Source organism: Sneathiella glossodoripedis JCM 23214 (assembly GCF_000616095.1).
GTDB classification, from domain to species: domain Bacteria; phylum Pseudomonadota; class Alphaproteobacteria; order Sneathiellales; family Sneathiellaceae; genus Sneathiella; species Sneathiella glossodoripedis.
The window spans coordinates 1-24,848 of sequence record NZ_BAMS01000007.1 but is presented as its reverse complement, the minus strand read 5'-3'; the positions used below and the strand labels follow the sequence as shown (position 1 = coordinate 24,848).

Genomic DNA, 24,848 nt, shown 5'->3' with positions numbered 1-24,848 from the left:
ACTGACTGACTAAATACTAGAACACAATCCATAATAGAGTGTTATCATCACTCAAATGTCCTAAGAGTTCTTTTACATCCAACTTTTAATTCTCCAGCATACAAATTTGATCTATAAATTCTTGTCCCATTGCACTTTTTCGGTGAAAAGATGAAACTCGAACAGATCATCAATCATAGAGATTATCCTATCAGCGACCCTCAGTTCATCGATCGCCAGAAACAGGCGCTGGACAAAAATGGCATTATTGTCCTTGAAAACTTTATCTCCCCTCGCGCTGTAGAGACAATCCGAACAGAAGGTTTGTCGAATGAGGACCTGGTGTATGCCAAAACGGAAAGACACACTGTCTATCTCTCACCAACGGATAAAACTTTCCCCGACCAACATATAAGAAATCAGCTAGTAATCTCTTCAAAAGGTTGCCTGACCGACGACCAGATAGGAGAGAGCTCACCACTTAAAATTCTTTACAGGTCCACAGACTTCAAGAACTTTCTATGTTCGGTTCTGAGAGAAGAAAACCTGTACCCTTATGCGGATCCACTGTCATCCGTGAATTTGCATTTTGCAAAAACCGGTCAGGAACTAGGTTGGCATTACGATAACTCTTCCTTTGCCATTACACTCATGATTCAACCCGCTGATCAAGGCGGAGAGTTCGAATTCGTCAAGAATACGCGCAGTGCTGAAAACAACGACATGGGCTACGAGACAACCGAAAAAGTACTCAACGGCGACTTATCTACGGAAAAACTAAGTTTAGGCGCTGGCACGCTGGTCTTGTTTAGAGGGCGCAACTCCCTGCACCGGGTTAGACCAAACTTAGGGGAGCGAACCAGAATGTTGGCTGTCCTCGCCTATAACTCCGAGCCGGGTATTTCCTTATCGGAGGAAGCCCGAAAGACTTTTTACGGTCGCATAAACTAACCACAAGCCGGGCCGCATGCCTGTTCTAACCATTTCCTCCCAATCCATCGGCAGGTTTCAATACAGTTCACATGATAATCACTTTACTTATACGCCATAAGTATTAAATACAGTTGCAAGTGTAACATGTCCGTACCGAGTGAATGTCTGGCTAGAACAATCAATGAGAGAAATTGCCAAATGTTTAGGGCATATTTGGAATGCAAAGTTCAAACAGAACTTTATGACTATTGGCGTAGCAAGTTTGAAAATGGCAAACCACCACAAAGAAAGCATGTCAAGCCTGAGGAAATAGTGCCCTTGCTACCGCATGTCGGCCTGATCAATGTAGACGGTGCGAATAAATTCTCCTACCGGCTGATCGGAACAGCGATGGTTACATTATTTGGTCGTGATTTCACTGGACTGGATGTTGCCACATCTAAATCCGGTGCCTATGGTCGCTTCCTGCTAGATCTCTATGCGGAAGTCGTATCTTTTAAAAACCCTATATATTCTCGTTCGAAATTCCTTTATGCAGGCAAAAAAGGATTAACAACACGACGCTTGCTTCTACCTCTTTTTGATGACTGTCAAAGAGTGAATATGCTCCTTTTCTCAACCATTCCAGACTATGAGCATTACGAGGACGTCCGTGATCTGAAAATTATCGATGATAGCATTGGCTTTAAGGAACTCTTTAAAGTGGAAGATGTGAAGGAACTGGCTTAAACTCCAGCAGATATCCAAACCCGTCCACTTGATAGAAGGAGTTGGAATGAACCTCGCCATCAACAGATCTGTGGTCCGGCTCGCAATTTTCCTGCTTTTTTGTTTGTCCTTCACTTCATCAGTTACGGCCGAGAATTTTAACAGTCGTCCTCCTAACGCAACAGGTCAAATACCCGCTTTCGCAGAGCAAACAAGAGCACCGAAACTTGACGACAAGCTAACCCTGTCAGAGGCAATAATCGCAAATGGCCTGAGACATCCTTGGGGTATGGCTCAATTGCCTGACGGTGGATGGTTGGTTACTGAGCGTCCGGGCAATCTAAGGCTGGTTAAAGCTACGGGTGAAATATCCAAACCAATCATCGGATTACCGGACGTTGATGCCAGAGGGCAAGGTGGCTTGCTTGATATTGCCATCAAAGAAGATTTTAAAAATACACATCGAATCTGGTGGAGTTACGCTGAGCCACGTTCAAACGGACGCAACGCTACAGCGGTCGCTACAGGGACTTTATCGGAAGATATGTCCAAAATAGCCGAAGTCAGGGTTATTTTCCGCCAAAACCCACCTTGGCAGTCCACGCTTCATTTCGGCTCGAGGTTGGTATTTGATAAACAGGGTGCCCTGTTTGTTACAACGGGTGAGCGCTCTTACAAGGATGCTCGAAAACTTGCGCAGGACACGCGCACACATATTGGGAAAATCCTTCGCATTCATCCGGATGGAGGACCTGCACACGACAATCCTCAAAAAGCAAAAATCCTGCCGGAAATCTGGTCTTACGGACACCGTAACATTCAATCAGCCGCCCTTGACCAAACTGGACGATTATGGACGGTTGAACATGGTCCGCGCGGTGGGGATGAGCTTAATAAACCCGAAGCACACAAAAACTATGGATGGCCTGTGATCACTTACGGTGAGGAATATAGCGGCGAAGCCGTCGGAGACGGTATTACGCAAAAGGAGGGTATGGAACAGCCAATCTATTACTGGGATCCCGTCATTGCACCAAGTGGAATGACATTCTATGAGGGGGACCTGTTTCCAAAAAGCTGGAACGGCAATATTCTGATTGGTGGATTGGCAGCCAAGTCACTTGTGCGCCTGTCACTCAAAGATGACAAGGTTGTCGGCGAGGCCAGATATCTGCAGGGGCGATACAGAATTCGCGATGTAGAAGTCGGCCTGGATGGGGCAATCTATGTTTTGACAGATAGCACCAACGGCGCATTACTACGGCTTGCCCCCGGCAACTGACATCCTCCATTCAGCTGTCTGCTTAACAGCCGACTTAGCCGGTGTCATCCCTCTTAGTTTTTCTGAGCGCCTGCGCAATAGTTCCAGCGTTGTCAGCATTAATATGGACAGCGCGACCAAAATTGTTGCGACAGCCAGAATTGTTGGACTGATTTGCTCTCGAAGTCCCGTAAACATTTGCCACGGCAAGGTTTTCTGTCCAGCAGATCCAACGAAAAGCACCACAACGACCTCATCAAATGAGGTGATAAACGCAAACAGGCCGCCAGATACAACTCCTGGAAGGATAAGAGGCATTTGAACCCTGAAGAAGGTCGTGATCGGATTTGCTCCAAGGCTTGCTGCCGCTCTCGTAAGGCTTCTATCAAAGCCTATCAAAGTGGCTGTCACTGTAATAATGACGAATGGAATACCGAGTGCAGCATGGGCCAGAACGACCCCCAAATATGTACCTTGCAAGCCGACCCGACTATAAAAGAAATACATTCCAGCCGCTGAGATTATAAGGGGCATGATCATTGGGGAGATCAATATTGCCATGATCGCTCGTCTAAAAGGAACGAATGGTTGGCTCAACCCGATAGCAGCAAGCGTTCCCAGAGACACAGAAATCAGAGTCGCAACAGGTGCGATCAAGAAACTGTTTTTTAAGGCGCTTTGCCAATCTGAATTGGTTAGAAAGTCCTGATAATGCTTTAGAGAGTATCCCGCCGGATCAAAATTCAACATCTCTGGTGTAAATGTAAAAAAGTTCTCTGCATTAAAACTGAGAGGCATCACGACTATGATCGGCGTGATCAAAAACAGGAAAATTGCCCAGCACAAAACAACAAAGCTGTGATGCCAGATCACCTGCCAGGGCGTCGCATATGATGGCAACCGTCTACGATATTCACCAGTTGCGACCCAGTACACAAACCACATAAATGTCCATCCAAACACCGCACCAACGATAGCGCCGGTAACTTGCGATTGAACATATCCAAGCAAGCCTCCCAAAATTACTGACATCAACTGGGCCAGCCGTTTCGTTGGAATATATTTGCTCGCCAGAAAGGCAACAATCGCGCCGGCGACAATCCCGCCGGCGATACCAATCAGTGGCATTTCCTGTGTCATCCCGAACAGGAAGCCGAAAAGCCCGGCGAAAAATGCACCACTACCTGCAATCTGCTGTTGGGATGCGACAATCGGTTTTTGTTTACTTTTAGACATATCCTTACCCTCCCAACTTCACGTTATCGATCCCGACAATTCTGTCGTAAACCCAATACAGAAGAAGAACCACAAGAAGCAGGATTGATCCCAATGCAGCAGCCAACCCCCAGTTGAGGGAACTGGATATGTGATACGCAATTCGGTTTGAAATAAAGGTACCTGATGTTCCGCCCACAATTTCAGGAGTAATATAATAGCCAATGGACAGGATGAATACGAGGATTGAACCAGCGCCGATACCCGGCACCGATAATGGAAAATAGACCCGCCAAAAAGCCGTCCAGTTTGTCGCCCCCAATGACTTCGCAGCACGTGTGTAACTGACTGGAATTGTTCGCATAACGGAATAAAGAGGCAACACCATGAATGGCAGAAGAATATGCGTCATGGCGACTATGGTGCCAAACTGATTATTTATCAAAACCAGCCGTCCCGCCTCATCAATGATATTGAGCCAAACAAGTGTATCGTTAATCACCCCCTGTTGCTGCAACATAACCTTCCATGCTGATGTTCTCACAAGTAGTGACGTCCAAAATGGGAGCAGAACCATGATCATGAGCAAATTTGCTTCTCGCATCGGCCTGTTGGACATCAGCCAGGCAATTGGGTAGCCCAATAATATTGCACAGCCGGTGATGATAAGTGACATGAACAGGGTGCGCATAAACAGCGTTCCGTAAATCCGTTCATTCTCTGGCCGCACTGAGTAACCTTCAAATTCTTTTTGCAGATCAACCGCGTTCAGGAAGTACCCTTCTGTATAGGGCGGAGAGTATACTCGCAGAGTTTTCCAGACGTCTTCATTGTGCCAATCTTTATCAAATTTAGCGAATGCAGATTTAAAATCTACTGTTTCAAAACCACCCACTGCCGAAGCGGTTTTATTGATAAGATCACGGCTGACAGCCTTATCGCTGACTGCAGACAGATCATTGTACAAGGCAACAAATATATAATCTTCAAGCTTTTCTTCTTCCGGCTTATCACCGTCTTCAATCACGTCATCCAGCCAAGCGGAAAAAGCCCACATTGTTTGTGGCAGCGCTTTATGAACCTTGGCATCTTCCATAAGGGTCAACCAGGTTGTCACCTCACCCCATGCTGGATCGACATCAAGAAACTGATTTTTATAAATTTCAACATCCAGACGCCTTACTCTACGCCCGGATTTGCGAAACAGGGATGACACCCCGGTTTGCTCGTAATTAAGACGGCTCCCCAAACGGGTATGTTCTTTATTTTTCACCGCCACATATAAATCAACATACAGAGCAGAGAATGTCTCATTCCCTGGCACAATGGGAGCTGACGGACCATCAGCATCAAGTAATTTAACCGTTTGAGGCAAAGTTTCGCTGACAATCTCGTTTTCAACCGAGCGAAAGAGCATATCGGCGATGGGCGCAATAAATGTTATCAGAATAAAGGCCAGCAATGGGGCGATCAATAAAAGCGCCCTCAGCTTTTGCAATCGTAAAGACCGCTGCAAACTTCTCTTTAAGGGAGTTCCGTCAGCTGCCAGTACCGGACCTGAACCAATAGTTTCACTCATGCTTCTGCCGCCAGTTTTCTAATTGCCATCGTAATCAAATTATAACTTGAATGGGAAAAGGGAGCGGGCCGAGCCCACTCCCAGTTTGCTTACTTGGCGAGCCAAGCTTGGAATTTCGCGTCAATATCATCGCGATAATCTGCCCAGAATTCATAGTTGTACAAAAATGTATTCTTGGCGTTATTCGGATCTGTTGGCATATGTGGTGCCATATCAATTCCTAGATCAGCATGCTTGCCAACCAATGGTGCTGAAGACTTTCGAGCCGGACCATAAGAGATGTACTTCGCCTGATCCGCCAAGCGTTGCGTATCGGTCGCGAATTTCAGATAGTCCATCACACGTGCTTTACGCTCAGGGCTCAAGCCGGCAGGAACAATCCAACCGTCCAGATCAAACACCTGTGCGTCCCACAACATTGCGACAGGCTGTTTCTGCTCTTCGATCACAGAAAACAGGCGTCCGTTATATGTGGAGCCCATGACAATTTCACCGTCAGCAAGAAGCTGTGGTGTATCGGCACCGGCTGACCACCAAATCACATCATCTTTGATCGTATCCAGCTTTTTGAGCGCACGTTCCTGCCCTTCTGGTGTTGCCAATACATCGTAAACTTCATCTTTGGCTACGCCATCACATATCAAAGCCCATTCCATGTTGTTGATAGGGCGCTTTTCGAGTGACCGTTTGCCAGGCCATGTTTTGGTGTCAAAGACAGCGCAAACACTTGTTGGCTTTTTGTCGCCGACCAGATCAGTGCGATATCCAAATGTCGTTGAATACACAATCTGCGGGATAAAACATTGAGAGACGATCAAGTCACCAAAATCCTTACTTGCCGGCGTCCCGTCCGGAGCCTTTGCCAGAACTTCATCATGATCAATTTCCATAGCCAGACCTTCGTCACAAAGACGAATGGCATCAGCCGCGACGACGTCGACCAGATCCCAGGTTACATTTCCGGCTTCATCCATAGCGCGCAGTTTCGCAACTGCTTCAGCGGAGCTTTCATCATTGATGACTTTAATGCCGGTCTTTTCCATATATGGCTCATGATACGCTTCATCTGAGATGTAGAATATGCTCCACCCCAGGATACAATCGTCATTTCATTGGCCATATCCGCTGCAGTAGCTGCAGTCGTCCCAACCGCAGCCAAAACCATCGCAGCCGACAGTTTCGTAATAAATTTCATACCAATCTCCTCTGTTTTCCCAGTAACAAATTATTTTCGCTGCCAGACACTGGATAACCTTTCCTACAATGCTGTCTTAAGAGCACCGCCGCAGCAAACCAACAGTCAAAACTACGCATCAAGTGCGCGGCAATCTTCTGGCAGCCAACCAATTTCAATTTGCTGCCCCGGCTCAAGCCGTGTCTGATTAACCGCGTTACGCGTTTTGACGATAAAATCTTCATTTCCAGCGACCCGCAGTCGGGTTCTGAAAATATCTCCCATGTAAATGAATTCGAGCACTTCGGCTTTAAGCGTATGCGCCTCTGAACCCAAACGCTCTTTATCAAACTCGACCCTTTCAGGTCTTATTGATACTTTTGTCCTCTCTCCCACCTCACTGACATTCACAGGGGTGGTGTCAATCACCTCGCCGTTATCGAGCCTGACGAGAGCAAGCCCGTCTCTAATTTCCTGAACGACGCCTTCGAGAGTATTATTCTCGCCGATGAACTGCGCTACAAAGCTGTTTTCTGGTTCTTCATAAAGCTGATCAGGCGGCGCCAGCTGCTGAATACGACCATCATCAAACACGGCAACCCTGTCAGACATCGTCAAAGCTTCCGTCTGATCATGCGTCACATATACAACCGTAATGTCCAAATCATCTGCAATCCGCTTGATTTCAAACTGCATATGTTCTCTAAGCTGTTTATCCAGCGCCCCCAGAGGCTCGTCCATCAGCACAAGCGAAGGATCAAATACCAGCGCACGTGCCAGTGCTATCCGCTGCTGTTGCCCGCCAGAGAGTTGAGCAATACGACGTGCGCCAAACTCCCCCATCTGGACCATCTCCAAAGCCCGTCTTACTTTCGCTTCCCGATCCGCTTTACCAAGCTTCCTGATTTCAAGAGGAAAAGCGAGATTCTCATTAACGGTCATGTGGGGAAAAAGTGCATAGTTTTGAAAAACCATACCAATTCCCCTTTTGTGTGGAGGGATGTTATTGATTTCTTTGCCATCAAGGCGAATGTCACCATGTGTTGCGGTTTCAAAACCTGCAAGCATCATCAGGCAGGTCGTCTTTCCAGACCCTGATGGCCCCAGCATGGTTAGGAATTCCCCTTTGGGCATTGAAAGGTTCAAGTCTTTAACAACAAGAGTTTCACCATCATAACTCTTCTGCACACGCTCAAACTCAACAAACGCGCGCTCCTCTGCTGTATTAGCCAAGCTGGCCCCCTGTATCTCTCATCCAAATATTAACTTGAGCCTTAGACGGCTCATCTCCCAATCGCGGCGATTAAAACAAAAATCACAGAATAAAACAACAGTGATATGGAAATTTTCTCAAAACAATCAAATATATATATAATCAAATTAGGTATTATGCGTAATTTGATTTTAAGTATTTTATTAAAAAATTGGAGAATTAAATAAGTTGTTCTAAAATAATGCCAAGAACAACCGAAATAATACTAATAATAATCAAAAAACCACATTAATATAAAATATTTATCATATTCAAATATTTAATTTTTATTAAAACCAAGTCGTTGTATACAAATATTTAAATTCGTTTTTTTCCAGTTTATTTAGAATGTAAAAACGCAGATAATTTATCAACTCATCCATGTTTTCGAATGTTTTTACCCGCCAACACTACCTTTCTTGTCATTTACAGGTAAGTTGTACACCTCTATCTAATCCACCCTGCGTATCTTCTTGCAAAGTAGATCGATCTAAAAAACTGAACCTCAACTTAAAAAAATTGAATTTTACGGAACAACCCATCCTTCTTATGTTCATCAAAGGAACGAAATACCCGGATTTTGGGTCTTACTAATTTTTGCTCGAATTACTGGAGTTTCGCATTAGCTTAAATTCATACACCAACTTAAAGGAGCCAGTTATGAGCCAGGGAAAATGCCCCGTAATGCACGGTGCTAACACATCAACAAGTAAATCCAACACAAACTGGTGGCCTCAAACCTTAAATCTCGACATCCTCCATCAGCACGACACCAAAACCAACCCATTGGGAAATGACTTTGATTATCGTAACGAAGTTCAGAAGCTCGATTTTGAAGCCGTAAAAAAAGATCTGCACGCGCTAATGACCGATAGCCAGGATTGGTGGCCAGCAGACTGGGGGAATTACGCAGGGTTGATGATCCGAATGGCTTGGCATTCCGCGGGCTCCTATAGAATTGCAGATGGCCGCGGCGGCAGCGCAACCGGAAATCAGCGGTTTGCCCCTCTCAACTCCTGGCCGGACAACGTCAGCCTCGATAAAGCTCGCAGGCTTTTATGGCCAATCAAGAAAAAATATGGCAATCGTCTTTCATGGGCTGATCTGATGATTTTAGCCGGCACCATAGCTTATGAAGCAGCCGGACTTAAAACTTACGGATTTGCGTTTGGCCGCGAAGATATTTGGCATCCTGAAAAAGACATTTACTGGGGATCGGAAAAAGAATGGCTGGGACGTGGACGTTATGAAAATGACGAGGACCCTAAATCTCTCGAAAACCCGTTGGCCGCTATACAGATGGGCCTTATATACGTCAACCCTGAAGGTGTCGGCGGCAAGCCTGACCCATTAAAAACCGCTCAGGAAATACGCGAGACCTTTGCCCGGATGGCAATGGACGACGAAGAAACTGTCGCGTTGACAGCAGGTGGCCATACAATTGGCAAAGCGCATGGGAATGGAGACGCGTCCCTCCTCGGAGAAGATCCTGAGGCAGCAGATGTCGAACAACAGGGATTTGGATGGCACAACCCCACCGGCAGCGGCCATGGGCGCCACACGATCACCAGCGGCATTGAAGGCGCATGGACTACCCACAACAAAATGGGACAATGGTTATTTTGAAATGCTTTTCAATCACGAATGGGAACTCAAGAAAAGCCCGGCCGGTGCGTGGCAATGGGAGCCTGTTTCCATTAGTGACGAAGATAAGCCTGTTGACGTGGAGGACCCTGCTATCCGGCAGAACCCGATTATGACAGATGCAGATATGGCTATGATCAAGGATCCGGTCTATCGCAAAATATCCGAACGCTTCCACAAGGATCAGGAATATTTTTCAGAAACCTTCGCCCGGGCTTGGTTCAAACTGACCCATAGGGATTTAGGACCAAAATCATTCTATATCGGTCCGGATGTCCCAAACGAAGACCTTGATTGGCAGGATCCTATCCCAGAAGGCCCCTCGGACTATAATGTAGATGAAGCAAAAGCCAAAATTGCTGCAAGCGGGCTGTCTATCAGCGAAATGGTCAGCACGGCTTGGGACAGCGCTCGCACGTTCCGTGGTTCTGACAGGCGAGGTGGCGCAAATGGTGCCCGTATTCGACTTGCCCCTCAAAATAGCTGGGAAGGAAACGAGCCTGAACGACTTAAACGAGTTCTGGCGGTGCTGCGACCCATCGCTGAGGAAGTTGGGGCAAGCTTGGCTGATATGATCGTTCTCGCTGGGAATGTCGGGATTGAGCAGGCCGCAGAGGCAGCTGGACACAAGGTAACGGTTCCCTTCCGAAGCGGACGCGGAGATGCCTCCCCTGAACAGACAGACACAGAGTCTTTCGAGCCGCTAGAGCCCATTGCGGATGGGTTTCGGAACTGGTTGAAGAAGGATTATGCAGTCTCCCCTGAAGAACTTCTGTTGGACCGAGCCCAACTGATGGGCTTAACGGCACCACAAATGACTGTTTTGATCGGCGGAATGCGAGTATTGGACACCAACCATTCAATGACTTCACATGGCGTTTTCACTGATCGCAAAGGCTGCCTGACAAACGATTTCTTCGTCAATCTGACCGACATGAAATACACTTGGAAACCAGCGGGTAACAACTTGTATGAAATTAGGGACCGTAAAAGCGGTGAAGTCAAATGGACTGCAACTCGAATTGATCTGGTTTTCGGATCGAACTCAATCCTGAGATCCTATGCGGAAATTTATGCACAGGACGATGCAGAGGATAAATTCGTAACTGACTTCATCACCGCATGGAGCCAAGTCATGACAGCTGACCTCCCCCCAGTCCAATAATACTCGTTAGTGACAGAAAAAACCGCCGGTGGTCCCGGCGGTTTTTTTTAATGTTTGTTGCGAGCTTGAGCATGGTGTTTGCGTCTATTTGGTCATTAGTCACATCAGCCTTAACACCCTCCCATACCAGTCCAAGTGATATCAAAACTTTTCACTTCATTCCGTTGATTTTTAGGGAGAAAACTAGTGACATCGAAATTAAAGGTTTTCCAGGTTTTAGCATTATTAGCCCAAACAGCCATTGGATCCGAACTACCCACTTTTGTAGACGAATTTCTATTAATTGAGTTATAAAAATTCACTGTAATGTAGTTTCCTTTACTTTTACCAATGCAACATTCTTTTGCTAGAGTACCTGTTTCCGTTTTTAGCCAAACGCCTTCTTCCTTAATCGATAAAGCACTCGCTTGCACTGCACAACGTTCTCCACCATCCTGATATCGCTGCGTATTGCTGATGTTTCGGGCCTCTACATTAGAAGTCGCAGTTTGCAAGCAAAGTTTTTTAATGGTTTCAGCTGTCATTCCGTCCATGGCTGCAAGACGCTCTAGCGTTTCACTACTGCACTCGGCATGTGCAGAACGCTCTGACCAAATAACAGACACTAAAATGAAAATGATGAGATAAAAACAACGGGACATAACAATACCTCCCTATTTTTATTAGAGTATTCTAATTATAAATTATCTACCCTTAATTGTAAACCCTTAAATAGAGTACAATCAAATTCAATGCAATCTCCACTTTACGAACAACTACCAAACGCCTCTAATCCGCCGGTGGTCTCGGCGGTTTTTTTAATGCTTATTGGTGCTGTGCCGACAGAGTTAAGCCGTAAGGTTTCAAATATTACCCAGTCTTTTATCAGTTTTACCCGGAAGACCACGATGAAAGGGCCCTAAATGAAACCCTTCACTCCATCGAGAGGGTTACAACAACCAACCTCAACAGCCGTCACTTTAACAGCGAAAAAACGGGCTCACTTATCTTTATTTTAAAATCCGCAACTTACGAGTAGGCCCCTGATCCATAGTGCAATTCATAGCTGTGGCTATAAATTTCGAGAATATTTCCAAACGGATCTTCCATATATATCATTCGATATGGCTTTTCACCCGGATAGTAGTAACGTGGTTTTTCCATACGCTTTTTTCCTCCGGCAGCGACAATTCTTTGCGCTAATTCTTCCACATTTGGGTCTTGAACACAGAAATGAAAAATGCCTGTTTTCCAATATTCAAAATTATCTTCCGGGTTTTCTTGATTTTTAAATTCAAACAATTCAACACCGATGCGATCCCCAGTAGAAAGATGAGCAATTCTAAAATGGTCCCACCCAGCACCAAAAACATCTGTGCACATTTCTCCAATTGCTGAATTATCTTCTTTAATTTGAGTTGGCTCCATTATCAGATACCAACCCAGAACCTCGGTATAAAATTTGACTGCAGCCTCCAAATCAGGGACTGAAATTCCAATGTGTGAAAAAGCTCTAGGATAGGCTGTATTATTCATTTTGATCTCCTGAATAACTTAAACTCTGAAATCAAATTGCCACACCGATAACATCATGTATAATTATTAGATATACTCATTTTGATAAATTTTCGTTATGATAAATCCTCACCATCTGAGAACATTTCTTGAGCTTTGCAACACCCGTCATTTCACGAAAACGGCGGAAAACTTAAATATGACCCAACCCGGTGTATCCCAACATATTAAGTCCCTAGAAAAAGAACTAAACACGGTATTGCTTCTTCGGAATGGGAAAAAAGTGAATTTGTCGTTATCGGGTGAGCGCTTGCGCCTTTATGCAGAAGAGCAGTTCAGGGCTGAAAGAAATTTTCGGGAAAATCTGCACAAAGACACATTGGATGCAGGTGAAATCAAAATCTCTTGCTCGGGCTCAATGGCGATCCTTCTTTACCCAGAGCTACTTGACCTTCAATCAAAATTTCCAAAACTGCGGGTTTGCCTTGAAGCTGCTCCGAATTCAAAGTCGATACAACAGATCAAACAAGATGAAAGTGATATCGCTCTTATCACAAGTCATATTGATGACCCGGATCTGGCATTAAAAAAAATCGGTTCTGAACAACTCTGTATTTTATTGCCGAAAGGCCACACGAGCAGTTGGGCAAACTTGCTTGAGTTAGGCTATATCAACCACCCCAATGGTGCTCATTATGCATCTCAGCTATTTGAGTTGAACTACCCGGACCGATTCAACGGATTCAATAATTTTCCCATTTCAGGTTATGTTAACCAAATTAATCAAATCCTGCTTCCTGTATCAAAAGGGCTTGGCTTTACGGTTCTTCCAGAAAGTACACTAAAGCAGTATCCAGATCGCAACTTGATTGAGACTGGCAAGATAGACAAAGCTTGCGAAGAAACTGTTTATTTAGTCACTAAAAAATACAAGACTTTACCGAAACGATATAATCAGGTGCTCGAAATATTACAGAATTTATGGAGTCATTAAGTTCCTGTTCAAAAATTAATCGGCCGACAAATTCCCAAATTCAGAATTTAACCAGTTGGTAAAAGCCAGAACATTTTTATTGCGTCGATTGCGTGGGGGTACGACAAGATAATATGTCAGACCTGCAATTTCGTTCGGCAATTCATTCCTGGTAAAAGGCACCAACCAGCTTTCCGTTAATGCGTTCATGACGAGCAAGGAGCTTACAAGGGCTATCCCCTGCCCTGCCAATGCCGCCTGAATTACATGCTGCTCCTGATTGTAGCGCCTAATCTGATAGCTCACCCCTTCCTTGCACCAATCTTGGCTTAAGAGTGTCTCCCAACTGATAGACGGCAGGGATGTATTCACCCACTCTGTTTCCAGCAGCTGAACCTCATCCAGTTTCTCATATTTCTCAAGATAGGCAGATGTCGCATACAGTCCAAATTTCTCGGTAATCAATTTTGAAGAATGAGGCATCGCACCCTCAAATTGTCCATAGCTTATTGCTAGATCAATTCGACGATCCGCCATAATGTCAGCCTTCTGCTCCGCCGTATGAATGGATATTCCGATACTGGGGTTTTCTTTGTAAAATTTCACCAGATTTGATACCAGCCACAGTGATGCAAAAGAGGAAGTTGTACTGATCGTCAGTACCTGTTCTGAACCAACAATAAAATTAATGGTATCGCTCAGCCGACGAAACACGTCAAATGTGGTCTCTGACAGCAACTCTCCGTCTCTGGTTAGCTGAACGGCACGAGTGTGTCGCTCAAACAGCCGCGTCCCGAGACTTTCCTCCAACGTTTTGATCTGATGGGAGACGGCCGTTGGCGTCACATGCAACTCTTCTGCAGCCTTCTTGAAGCTCTTTAGCCTTGCAGCAGCGTCAAACACCTTGAGAACATTTAGTGATGGCAATTTCGAAAGCATTCATTCTCTCATTTTAGATGAATTTAATTCATCTATAGTAAAGAAACGATCAGTCGTCAAACACCCTCTCAAGTGCCATATATCTTCAAACAATTCAGTGCTCACATGAAAGAGGAACAGATGAAAACCATACTTCACATAGACGCGAGTGCGCGAAAAACAGACAATCCCGTTGCAGAGTACAACTCAATTTCCAAATCCATTGCATCGACATTTATAAAAAACTGGCAAGCGCTGAATAACGAAGATAATATCATCTATAGAGATGTGGGAGCTAACCCGCCGGATTTCATAAGTCAGGACTGGATTGCCGCAGTTTTCACACCAGACGCAAGCCAAACCGACACTCAAAAATCATTACTTTCCTTATCTGACACATTGATCAAAGAGCTGGAACAGGCAGACATTATTGCCATGTCCACATCAATGTATAATTACGGCATGCCGGCTTCGTTAAAGGCATGGTTTGATCAGGTAATCCGGGTCCACAAAACCTTTAGCTTTGATTTGGCGCGCGGGGATTTTCCTCTCGAGCCAACTTTGTCAGGCAAGACACTGGTGCTGATTACATCTTGTGGTGAATTTGGTTTTGCGAAGGGCGGCATTCGCGAAAAAATGAACCATCTAACCCCCCATATCAAAACGTTAAGCCGTTACCTGGGCGTTGAAACAGTCCACGAGATAACCGCCGAATATCAGGAATTTAATGACGGACGGCACAAACTTTCCGTCCAAAACGCGCATATAGCGGCGGAAAATCTGGCACAGGAACTATCAATTCGCAACCAATAACGCGGCGGATTTGGGCGATTGAAGTTCAAATCTCCCGTTTCTTTTTTGGAATAATTTGCTTTATTAGTTTTTTAAATTACAAATTCAGCTTGCTATTATTCCTGAAGTGTGAGCATGTCTCGATCTGCGCTGGGCGTAGTTGATTACCGTACATCACTAACAGTGCAGACTTCTCGCAATTAGTCGTATTGATAGAGTTGCCTGAAAGATCCTTGTGGATCGGATTTAACTCGGCAGCTAATCTACGCGAGCTTCCATAAAAACAGACCTTCATGCGGCACGGATGATTTGTGCTGATCTGCTGGTCTTTGAAAGTGACAACTTGATCAAGTTTACAGATCTCGCTCTTGACGAGACTTTACTTCGTGCAATAGATGCCGAAGGCTACTCAACCCCTACTCCAATTCAAGCCGATGTTATTCCCGCCATGTTGGCAGGAAGCGATGTTTTAGGTATTGCTCAGACAGGAACCGGAAAAACGGCTTCTTTCGTATTGCCTCTGCTGCAGAGGATATTGCAAAATGGAAAACGGGCTCAGCCCAAAGCAAGCCATGCATTGATAATGGCTCCCACTCGCGAACTGGCCGCCCAAATTGCCGAAAATATTGCTAACTATGCAAAATTTACGAAAATCTCCGTAGCGGTTGTCGTTGGCGGTGTAAAGCCCAAGCCTCAAATCCGAGCCCTCGCCCCGGGTGTTGATATCATTGTCGCTACCCCAGGGAGGTTACTTGATCATATGACGGCTGGTGTTGTTTCTCTAAAGCAGACGAACACAATCGTCTTGGACGAAGCAGATCAGATGCTGGATCTGGGATTTATGCCAACCATTCGAAAAATCATGGGACAGCTCCCGCGGCAGAGACAATCAGTCATGATGTCAGCAACCATGCCACCGGCAATTCGTAAACTGGCAAATGATTTTCAGAACAATCCAGTCGAAATTGCAGTTGCTGTTGTCTCGAAACCGATTGACCGAATTGAGCAATCCGTTCAGCACGTTCCTGCTGCCGAAAAACGTGCTGCATTGACAAAAATATTAAGCGAAAGCCCACGCTCCATTGTATTCACGCGCACAAAGCGGGGAGCTGACAAGGTAAGTCGACACCTGGAGGGAGCAGGAATTTCTGCAGCCGCTATTCATGGCAACAAGAGCCAGTCACAAAGAGAGCGGGCACTAGCCGCCTTTCGTACCAACGATATATCCGTTCTTGTTGCGACGGATATCGCTGCTCGCGGTATCGATGTGGATGATGTTTCACTTGTCGTCAATTATGAGCTACCAAACGTCCCCGAGTCCTACGTTCACAGAATAGGACGTACTGCGCGGGCCGGCAGATCAGGTCAGGCCATCTCGTTATGTGATATGGCAGAACAGGACCTTCTAAGGAGCATAGAAAAACTGATTGGGGCCCGCCTCGAGAGTGTTAACCAGCCTTTGGCAGAAGCGATAAAAGTCACAGAGCGGCCGAAAAAATCAAAGCCGACCAATCAAAAATTTAAAAGCTCACAGAGTCAGGACGGCATAAAAAGCCGCCGCCGAAAGTTTAAATCTAAACCAAAGAAAAACTCTCAAAGCAGTGACGGGACCCCAAGTCCTAAAGACACAGTAGCGGGGCTAAATCGCATGCTCGCAAATGCGGGCTCAACAAAACGAAATAATCCGCATCATCGCGGTAAATAATAAGTCAATCAAGACTTGTAACGATCAGACGAAAAGGAACGATCAAAATGGCTAATGGTACAGTAAAATGGTTCAATGGAACCAAAGGTTTTGGCTTTATTGCTCCAACAGACGGCGGCTCGGATGTGTTTGTGCATATCAGCGCTGTTGAGCGGGCAGGACTGAACGGCTTGAACGAGGGTGACAACGTAAGTTACGAAGTTGAAGTTGATAAAGCTCGCAATAAATCTTCTGCGGTCAACCTGCAGGTAAAATAACCAAGCTTGGGCCTTCCGGCTCACTCTTGCGGTTTAAGAAGGCGTGTTCCTGATAGATGATGGAACGCGCCTTCTTTTTTTGAGCCTACATGGTTGAGATCACCATTAAACGAAAACCTGCCTACTTACATCATTGTTTGCGTTGTCCGGTATTAATCGGTAGTTATCACGGGGTAAGAAAAACCAAAAAGAACGAAATCTTTCAAGGGCTAACAATGAATTTTGATGAAGTGATCCTTAATCGCCGCAGTATTCGCGGCTATAAACCCGACCCTGTGCCAAGAGAATTGATTGAAGAAATCATAACCCTCGCAATGCGCGCGCCCTCCTCAATGAACACCCAGCCTTGGAGTTTCTATGTCATCACGGGTGAGCCGCTTGCCCGGATCCGGGCTGGGAACACGGAGCGGAACCTGGCGGGCGTCCCCCACTCGCGCGAATTTCGCATCGGAGAACCTTTCACCGGTAAGCATCGTGAGAGACAGGTGGGCGTTGCAAAGCAACTTTTTTCGGCAATGGGTATCGCCCGTGAAGACAAAGAAAAACGGCAGGACTGGGTGCTGAGGGGCTTTCGCCAATTTGATGCCCCGGTTAGCATAATTGTGACCTATGACCGCGAATTGGCCGACAGTGACGATACAGCTTTCGACTGCGGTGCGGTTGCCACGGCGCTCGTGAATGCGGCATGGTCGCGGGGGCTTGGAACAGTCATCAACAGTCAGGGAATTATGCAATCTCCCGTGGTGCGTGAACATGCAGGCATCGCCGAGGATCAAGTCATCATGAAGAGTATTGCCCTCGGCTGGCCCGATGAAACCTTTCCCGCAAACGCCGTGGTCTCAACACGTAAAAGCGTGGAAGAAGCGACAGTGTTCGTCGGCTTCGAGGATTAGAGTAGCTTCTTATTGCGAAGATTCACGATCACTTGGCAGGGTGTGTTTCTTGGATGTGATTGATATAGTTACTGTATTATTTCCAACGGTTGCGCGTAGATACTGGGATGCTTGGGAAAAAAGCCTATTGTCTACCCGCAATACCAAAGTACATTATGGAAGACGTCGTCCCGTCAATGTAAGCATTTTTAAGACTTGGAAATGCAGATGCCGTGCAAATAAAATCGTTGAAGGGAAAAAGATATAATCAAAGCGTCCACCCTCAGCCAGAGGCGCTACTTAAACAAAATCTAAGGAAAAAGTCGTGCGAGACAAATTAAGATATCTGCTCAATCGAATGGGTGAACTCCTTTGGATCAGACCTCTGATTATCTGCCTGCTGTCTATCAGCATGGCATTTCTTGCCAGACTGGTGGATAATTCAGGAATAGATCACCTCCTCCCCAATGTGACCGTCGAATCGTTGAACACGCTATTATCCATTATCTCGGCAAGTATGCTGGTAATTGCCACATTTGCTGTTGGAGCAATGATTTCTGCCTACTCCAACGCGAGCAGAACTGCAACTCCACGCTCATTCACTCTCGTGGTTGCCGATGATGTTTCTCAAAATGCGCTTTCGGCGTTTGTAGGCTCATTCATATTCAGTATCGTTGCGCTGATCGCCTTGCAAAATGGTTTGTATGGAAATGCTGGCCGCTTCGTATTATTTTCGCTGACACTTTTCGTTTTTATCGTTGTTATCGTGACATTCATCAGGTGGGTTGATCGGGTTGCCCGCCTTGGACGGCTTGAGGAGACGATCGACAAGGTGGAGAACGCTACTCTAGAAGCTTTAGAGAGGCGACGCTTCATCCCACGATGGGGGCAAGTTCGATCACGCCGCGGACGAAAATATCTAAACCCATATTCACGGACCGGGTTGGTTATATTCAGCAATTGGATTTACAGTTGATGCAAACCGAAGCCAAAAGACAGAAAGTGCGGTTTGAGGTCACGGCATTACCAGGCACTTTTGCCGCTCCAGGCCGGGTTCTCGGCTATATTAAACCCGAAGAAGAAACTGAATCCATAAACAGCGATAAATTTGAAGCAGCCTTTCGAATTGGTAAAAAGCGGACATTTGACGACGATCCACGCTTCGGCCTTATCGTATTGTCCGAAATCGCCTGTCGTGCTCTTTCACCGGGTATAAATGACCCTGGCACCGCAATCAGCGTGATTGGCACCCTCGTTCGTATATTTTCCAGATGGCTTACCCCGCCTGAGGAAAAGCCGGAGGCATGTCTCTACGATCTTGTCGAAGTCCCGGCACTGCAACTTGAGGACATGTACGATGATGCATTTTCCCTTATAGCACGGGATGGTGCGGGTTCTATCGAACTCGTTACCCGCTTGGCAAAAGCTTACGAAGCCCTGATCTGGATTTCCGATCCTGACGTGAGCCGGGTTACTGAGGAACATGCAAGGACCTCACTCCAAAGGGCGCAGGATGCACTGGCACCAGCAGAACTTGAAAAACTGAATGCCCTCTTCGAGCGCCTTGGGATGCAGTCTTAAAAGATTTGGTTCGGCACCAGAACCGAACAAATTCTCGGGAATTGATCTAATCTGCTCTATAGGGTGTTCGAGCAGTGACGACGACCATTTCTCTATTATGGAAAACCTTTCATCCAAATTCTGAAGAACAATAAACTTACCTAACAAGCTGTACAAATCACGCGAATTGGCATCCAATACAAACAACAGGTAATGCGTAAGCGTTTATCTTCTCACAATTGAGGAGCCGAGAGATGTGGCCGAGCAACAGAATTTTGGACTTATTTGACATACAGCATCCCATAATCCTGTCCCCTATGGCAGGATCAGGCGATCATGCTCTGGCCGCGGCTGTTAGCAATGCTGGCGGACTTGGCTCGCTTCCCTGCGCAGGCCTTTCAGTTGAGAAAATAAAGCAGGAAGTTTCCCTAATCCGCGAAACCACGCGCAACCCGATAAATCTGAATTTCTTTTGCCACAGTTATAATGAATATACGGAAAAAGCTGAACGTTCCTGGCTCGAAAAATTCACCCCATACCTATCGGAACTGGGGATCGAACCCGCTCTTGGCGCTGCCGGGTCAAATAAAAATCCCTTCTCGGACGAGCATTGCGCGCTCGTTGAAGAGCTTCGCCCCAAAGTTGTCAGCTTTCACTTTGGTCTACCTGAAACCACTCTTCTTCAAAGGGTAAAAGCAGCTGGCTGTAAGGTTATTTCCTCCGCAAATACGGTAGAGGAAGCGCTCTGGCTGGAAAGAGCGGGCTGCGACGCAGTCATTGCGCAAGGCACAGAAGCAGGAGGGCATCGCGGGATGTTCCTATCTAAGTCAGTTGCGGAACAGGCAGGCACTTTTGCCCTCCTCCCGCAGGTCGTTGACGCCGTGAATATACCTGTGATCGCAGCCGGAGGAGTTGCTGATGGTCGCGCGATTGCTGCAGCTTTCGCGCTTGGTGCATCGGCAGTGCAGATTGGAACTGCCTATCTATTTACCGATGAATCTCTCGCAAATGATATGTATCGATCAAAGCTTAAGGGCGCGACAGATAATAATACGGTCATAACCAACGTTTTTTCGGGAAAACCGGCCCGAGGGTTCGCTACCCGTTTAACCCGTGATCTTGGGCCAATTACGGACACGCCTATGGATTTTCCGATGGGTTATGGTGTTCTTGCACAGTTCAAGGCGAAAGCAGAAGCCGAAGGCTCAACGGAATTTTCCTCCTATCTAGCAGGTCAAGCCGCAGCACTGGGCCGCCGTGAAAGCGCAAGTGAACTCACAAATCGCCTGATTAATGAGGCTGAAGAGGTATTTTCGAAATTATCGAGTGGGTGAAGTTTCTTTTAAGGCGATTAGAAGAGTTATACCAGCGTAGCTCATTTGAGATACTCCCCATTGTTGATCCTCTCCAGCATGCCATCCGAAAAACGAAGCAAACTATCGCCTGTACCCCGTTCAAATTTCCCGTCACCTGGCAAAATGTAAAAAACTTTTTTAATGACGTTTAAAACGTCATCCAACTCTTTCTGACTTCTGAACCGATACTCCCTAGCGTGAGGTGGGCGAAGCGACCCATTGTCTACATAAACTCCAATATCAGCGATAATCCGGATCTTCCTTCCATCGCTAGCCGTTTCTGGAAAATATTCCGTCCCATCCCGATCCAAAGTTGTCAGGCCTATTTTCTTATACCCATACCCAAGGACCCAGACATATCCCTGCTCTGGACGAAATCCAAATTCTTTCAAGCTAATTGAGGGGTCCTCAAGCAGATAAATTGTACTCTTTGCACGATCATACGTGAATTTTTTCTTGTCACTATTTTCCAATTTAATTCCCCCGGTATTTAGCTTATCAGGCTTTACGACTGTAAGCTTAATTGGAGTAAAGAACAATTTGCCAAGAAAAGAATTTCCTCCTCGGCTAAGTGACACCCTATCGAAGAATTGGATTAGGTGGATCAAAAACTGGTTTTTAGTCTTTCAAACTCTGTAAGAGTACCACTCGGTCACCCTTTGGAAATACACTAAAAATACAAATATTATGCTCAAAAGACGTAACTACTACTTAAAGTCGGCACAAACTCCGGATATCGTTTTCAATTACTTCCAAGACGCGCCTTGAACTCACAACGCTTAGATCTATAAGGGCACCCTCTATAAGTCATTAATATTGTTTGAATTAATTTTTTTAAACGGCAAGCAAAGGCAACCTATAAAAATATCAAATACATTGGTTAACTAAATTACTATTCACTTCTCTTCTCTACACTTACCCACAAATATATTTGCTGTATCAATTTAGCTATAACTGATCCATTGCATACCTTCATCTATCAATAAAAACCGGCATGCATAATTCTGAAGGGAAACGTTTTAACAAAGACCATCAATGCAATATTTTAACGGTCAGCTAGAGGACTAAATCAAGGTTGAATGCTTGCTCTTGAACCATAGGTGAAAATTTTCGATATCTCTTAAACTCCATGGCACTTGTTTAAAATAAATGCCGTAAATTCCACAAAACCATTCATTTTATGATAGAATTAATACACTTACGAAAGAAGCCATTCTTGTTTTTAAGAGAAATCTACATTCCTACGTGCTTGATGAATGTGCCCTGCATTTGGTTCACAAGTAATAGATTGAGTGTTTCATGTATATGATCAAATATCTGTTATTGTATTTAACTTTGTTTTTTACCGCTGGCGCTTCTGCGACAGAGATTACGGAAGGCTATTCACGCGTAGCTTGGACACACTATCTGGCCGGTGAGTATAAAATTGTCGAAGATATACTGAACAAAAAGTCAACAGACCCAAGCGGCAGTGATTTATACCTAAAGTATCTAATTAGTGAGGCACATTTTAGGAATATACAAGTTCCCATATCATATGACAGAGGCATTACTTATTTAAAAAAAGCCGTTGCTAAGAGTTATGCCCCCGCATTTCAGGAACTTGCTTTCCTAACCTGGATTGGTATCAGTGGTTTTGGGACGCCATCACCAGGAAAATTTCAGGAAATGCTAGAGTTGTTGCTATCATGGAAAAATTATGAAGATAGTAGATATATCGAATATGTCGCTCGAATGCTGGAGCGTGAGTTCAAGTTTGGCGTTCATTTCTATAGCGATCAGATTTTCAAGGCATTCCCCCAATTTCAGGGGATGAGCACCTCACAGATTTATGAACAGAATTTCCGTACCCTAAATGATCCCCGATCAGCTATATTTTTGGCACGATCTCTTACTATGGATATCTGGGCAGAACAATATACAGATATAGAAACCGAGTCTTTTGACGCCTTAGTTAAACATCTGAATTTCGGCGTATACGAAATCTACCCCCTGTTTGCCCAAATGTATAAAAAAGGTTTCCAGATAAAAGCAAACGCTGGCAAAGCCTATGAATACTACCTGATTACTGCTAAAATGAGACCTTTCAACCTAAAAAATGCGCTCACAGAATTGGATCAAGTTCTTTCAGACGCCGAAAAGTCAGCGGCCCAAACCAGAGCAGATAGCAAATTTGAAAAACTTAGGGCTGGTTCAAATTTTTACTCTAAGTCCGTAAACTGGTGTTATTTCAAACTCAATGGTAAAAGCGCTAAACTACGTCAATGCAAAATTATGGCTTGGGCAGACCACTTGATCTGTAATAAACCTATCCCGATTAGCAAAAACGACTACCATAATTCAATCGCTTATAGTGACTGCCGATTTGATTTACGCTTTTTGGACTAGTCAATTTACAACTAAAGCCATTCTTAAAAGACGAAAGAAAACTGAAACGCAATAGATTTAACGAAGAACCAATTATTCAAATTTTTAAGGAATAAGAATTTAGTAGTTCTATTGACGCCCTTCCCCAAGAGTTTCAGTTTGCAGCGTCCCAAAGCCTACCAATACGAATGTCTGTGTCAGTTTAAGGCAATAATAATTACCATTGGCTCTTTAATAGCTCTATTTCATGACAAATTGCCTGCGTCATACGTTTCCGTATCGCTTCCAGAATTTAATACGTGCACAATTTCCGTTAATATTGAAATCCACCTAAGCGATAGACATATGAGTTTTAATTAGTTTGCGTCCCTTTGCTTGGTGGCGTCTGGGGCGCTTCGCTGTGGCTGGGAACCTTGGGAAGGCTTGAGGGTTTTCCTTGAGGTATCAATTTCACCGACTGAGCAGTCAACAAAAAAGGCCATCCTAGGCGGATGAGCTTTTTTTCATTTGGTTGCGGGGGCACGCAACAACCTCAAACATACATTCAAATTTAGTGCCTAAATTGACTAAATGATAGTTATGGAGACTCCTAATTTAAGACTAGTGAAAATCCATTACTACTAATCTGAGTATCAGCAAAAGGCATACCCAGCAAAACAAAAAGGTACTTTTCTTCTTACAAAAAATGAAGTCCCACGCAAGACTTGTTTTCATAAACCAATAAATCTACTCTCAAAAAATACCGATCCGGTACTGAAATATCTAAATTCAGACTGTTTATGAAGAAGGAGACTGAGTGTTAAAACGATACTCTAAAATGAGAATAGCATTATGCCTACTTCTTTTGGCAGGGCTAACTTATGCAAGCTATCCAGTTTACAAATGGGCTACATATAAAGAAGACTGGCACCTATATTATATTCAAAATCAATTTATCTACTTCCCCCCAGGGTCACTATATTGGTTTTTTCATCTAGAAAATGGAGCTACTGACAATGTTTCAGTTGTTGGCCGGTATCCAGGTATAGACAAATGGAAAACCATTAAAGAGCGTCAAATATATGGTAATGTAGACATATTTATTGATGGCAGGAAGGACGCTGGAGAAGTAATTCTAATGAATAACGAGCGTGTCAGAACTGAAGAAAAAAATGTCATCTACTTCAGTGAATGGTCACAATCCGAAGAAAAACTTTTGAAAGAATATAGAGACGCCAGTCTTGTTCCAAGCATTGATGTCGAACAACCTATTTATATGTCTTGTACTATGTCCCTCAATAGATGCACAATAATGTTCAGTTTGGATTCGCTTCTAGTGACACTTCGATTTAATCCACACTGGATACATGAGTGGAAACAAATTTTTAAAGAGTCCAGAAATTTTATTTATGAAGCATTGGCACATGGAAAACTGAAAGCCAAAGAACGCAACTATGAAATACCAGAGAGAACAATATTACCTTTTGGGGGTAGGTACATTTACAAAGATGTATATTAAGCAAGTTACTACTTCGTAAATGGATCACCCAAACACCCACTTCAAGGCACTGCAGGCACAAAAAAGCCCGCGAACCTTGAAGTGTACGGGCTTCTAGCATTACTCCTAGCCATCTCAACTGGCGAAGCTCCCCAATTTATGGGAGCG

19 protein-coding genes and 3 pseudogenes are annotated in these 24,848 nt (G+C 44.9%); 14 read left to right on the top strand and 8 right to left on the bottom strand.

Translation table 11 applies throughout. The annotated features are described in order from the left end of the window. Positions 1 to 150 precede the first annotated feature (150 nt). From JCM23214_RS17425 to JCM23214_RS17415, 3 genes are all read left to right on the top strand, one after another. A complete protein-coding gene (locus tag JCM23214_RS17425; RefSeq protein ID WP_025900062.1) occupies positions 151 to 930 on the top strand; it encodes a HalD/BesD family halogenase in 780 nt (259 codons plus the stop codon). Positions 931 to 1,110: 180 nt separating this feature from the next. Then, positions 1,111 to 1,641 carry a PAS domain-containing protein gene (locus tag JCM23214_RS17420; RefSeq protein ID WP_025900061.1) on the top strand — a complete coding sequence of 177 codons (531 nt, stop codon included), beginning with the start codon at positions 1,111 to 1,113 and terminating at the stop codon, positions 1,639 to 1,641. A 46-nt stretch (positions 1,642 to 1,687) separates the two neighbouring features. After that, complete coding sequence (locus tag JCM23214_RS17415; RefSeq protein WP_051548236.1) at positions 1,688 to 2,902, top strand: PQQ-dependent sugar dehydrogenase; 1,215 nt, start codon at positions 1,688 to 1,690, stop codon at positions 2,900 to 2,902. A gap of 36 nt (positions 2,903 to 2,938) precedes the next feature. On the opposite strand, the pseudogene JCM23214_RS17410 reads toward JCM23214_RS17415, so the two are convergent. From JCM23214_RS17410 to JCM23214_RS17395, 4 genes and pseudogenes are all read right to left on the bottom strand, one after another. Further along, positions 2,939 to 4,117: pseudogene (locus JCM23214_RS17410) on the bottom strand (ABC transporter permease); the annotation flags it as partial. Between the two features lie 4 nt (positions 4,118 to 4,121). Further along, complete coding sequence (locus JCM23214_RS17405) at positions 4,122 to 5,675, bottom strand: ABC transporter permease (RefSeq protein WP_025900058.1); 1,554 nt, start codon at positions 5,673 to 5,675, stop codon at positions 4,122 to 4,124. Positions 5,676 to 5,764: 89 nt separating this feature from the next. Continuing rightward, positions 5,765 to 6,870, bottom strand: a pseudogene (locus JCM23214_RS21615) (extracellular solute-binding protein). 111 nt (positions 6,871 to 6,981) lie between these two features. Beyond that, positions 6,982 to 8,082, bottom strand: coding sequence for an ABC transporter ATP-binding protein (locus JCM23214_RS17395; protein WP_025900057.1), 1,101 nt, complete (start codon positions 8,080 to 8,082; stop codon positions 6,982 to 6,984). A gap of 679 nt (positions 8,083 to 8,761) precedes the next feature. Between JCM23214_RS17395 and katG the strand changes: the two are divergent. Further along, positions 8,762 to 10,910: pseudogene (gene katG, locus JCM23214_RS26870) on the top strand (catalase/peroxidase HPI). Between the two features lie 110 nt (positions 10,911 to 11,020). Here katG and JCM23214_RS17385 read toward each other — a convergent pair. Together JCM23214_RS17385 and JCM23214_RS17380 are read right to left on the bottom strand one after the other, a co-directional pair. Beyond that, positions 11,021 to 11,551 carry a hypothetical protein gene (locus tag JCM23214_RS17385; protein WP_025900056.1) on the bottom strand — a complete coding sequence of 177 codons (531 nt, stop codon included), beginning with the start codon at positions 11,549 to 11,551 and terminating at the stop codon, positions 11,021 to 11,023. Between the two features lie 367 nt (positions 11,552 to 11,918). Continuing rightward, the gene (locus JCM23214_RS17380) at positions 11,919 to 12,425 is read right to left on the bottom strand and encodes a lactoylglutathione lyase family protein (RefSeq protein WP_025900055.1); all 507 of its coding nucleotides are present in this window, start codon (positions 12,423 to 12,425) and stop codon (positions 11,919 to 11,921) included. A gap of 97 nt (positions 12,426 to 12,522) precedes the next feature. On the opposite strand from JCM23214_RS17380, the gene JCM23214_RS17375 reads away from it, so the two are divergent. Continuing rightward, positions 12,523 to 13,398, top strand: coding sequence for a LysR family transcriptional regulator (locus tag JCM23214_RS17375; protein ID WP_025900054.1), 876 nt, complete (start codon positions 12,523 to 12,525; stop codon positions 13,396 to 13,398). Positions 13,399 to 13,413: 15 nt separating this feature from the next. Here JCM23214_RS17375 and JCM23214_RS17370 read toward each other — a convergent pair whose 3' ends face one another. Beyond that, positions 13,414 to 14,316 carry a LysR family transcriptional regulator gene (locus tag JCM23214_RS17370; protein WP_025900053.1) on the bottom strand — a complete coding sequence of 301 codons (903 nt, stop codon included), beginning with the start codon at positions 14,314 to 14,316 and terminating at the stop codon, positions 13,414 to 13,416. A gap of 120 nt (positions 14,317 to 14,436) precedes the next feature. Between JCM23214_RS17370 and JCM23214_RS17365 the strand changes: the two genes are divergently transcribed. The 7 genes from JCM23214_RS17365 (at position 14,437) to JCM23214_RS17340 (ending at position 20,815) form a co-directional block, all read left to right on the top strand. Next, positions 14,437 to 15,108 carry an FMN-dependent NADH-azoreductase gene (locus JCM23214_RS17365; protein WP_025900052.1) on the top strand — a complete coding sequence of 224 codons (672 nt, stop codon included), beginning with the start codon at positions 14,437 to 14,439 and terminating at the stop codon, positions 15,106 to 15,108. A 283-nt stretch (positions 15,109 to 15,391) separates the two neighbouring features. Further along, positions 15,392 to 16,792: a DEAD/DEAH box helicase gene (locus tag JCM23214_RS17360; protein WP_084264921.1), complete on the top strand. Its 1,401-nt coding sequence runs from the start codon at positions 15,392 to 15,394 to the stop codon at positions 16,790 to 16,792. A 47-nt stretch (positions 16,793 to 16,839) separates the two neighbouring features. After that, a complete protein-coding gene (locus JCM23214_RS17355) occupies positions 16,840 to 17,049 on the top strand; it encodes a cold-shock protein (RefSeq protein ID WP_025900050.1) in 210 nt (69 codons plus the stop codon). 215 nt (positions 17,050 to 17,264) lie between these two features. Beyond that, entirely contained in the window at positions 17,265 to 17,942 is a 678-nt protein-coding gene (locus JCM23214_RS17350) for a nitroreductase (RefSeq protein WP_025900049.1), read from the top strand. A gap of 304 nt (positions 17,943 to 18,246) precedes the next feature. After that, complete coding sequence (locus JCM23214_RS26180) at positions 18,247 to 18,897, top strand: DUF2254 family protein (RefSeq protein WP_199899716.1); 651 nt, start codon at positions 18,247 to 18,249, stop codon at positions 18,895 to 18,897. After that, the gene (locus JCM23214_RS26175) at positions 18,804 to 19,502 is read left to right on the top strand and encodes a DUF2254 family protein (RefSeq protein ID WP_199899715.1); all 699 of its coding nucleotides are present in this window, start codon (positions 18,804 to 18,806) and stop codon (positions 19,500 to 19,502) included. The genes JCM23214_RS26180 and JCM23214_RS26175 overlap by 94 nt, the downstream gene beginning before the upstream one ends. 218 nt (positions 19,503 to 19,720) lie before the next feature. Next, the gene (locus JCM23214_RS17340; protein ID WP_500801830.1) at positions 19,721 to 20,815 is read left to right on the top strand and encodes an NAD(P)H-dependent flavin oxidoreductase; all 1,095 of its coding nucleotides are present in this window, start codon (positions 19,721 to 19,723) and stop codon (positions 20,813 to 20,815) included. A 41-nt stretch (positions 20,816 to 20,856) separates the two neighbouring features. On the opposite strand, the gene JCM23214_RS17335 is transcribed toward JCM23214_RS17340, so the two are convergent. Further along, positions 20,857 to 21,309 carry a hypothetical protein gene (locus JCM23214_RS17335; protein ID WP_148301930.1) on the bottom strand — a complete coding sequence of 151 codons (453 nt, stop codon included), beginning with the start codon at positions 21,307 to 21,309 and terminating at the stop codon, positions 20,857 to 20,859. 826 nt (positions 21,310 to 22,135) lie between these two features. Here JCM23214_RS17335 and JCM23214_RS17330 point away from each other — a divergent pair. After that, positions 22,136 to 23,224, top strand: a complete 1,089-nt coding sequence (locus JCM23214_RS17330; RefSeq protein WP_025900046.1) for a hypothetical protein — start codon at positions 22,136 to 22,138, stop codon at positions 23,222 to 23,224. Positions 23,225 to 23,999: 775 nt separating this feature from the next. Next, on the top strand, positions 24,000 to 24,701 hold the full coding sequence (locus JCM23214_RS17325) for a hypothetical protein (RefSeq protein ID WP_148301929.1): 702 nt from the start codon (positions 24,000 to 24,002) through the stop codon (positions 24,699 to 24,701). Positions 24,702 to 24,848: the final 147 nt, after the last annotated feature.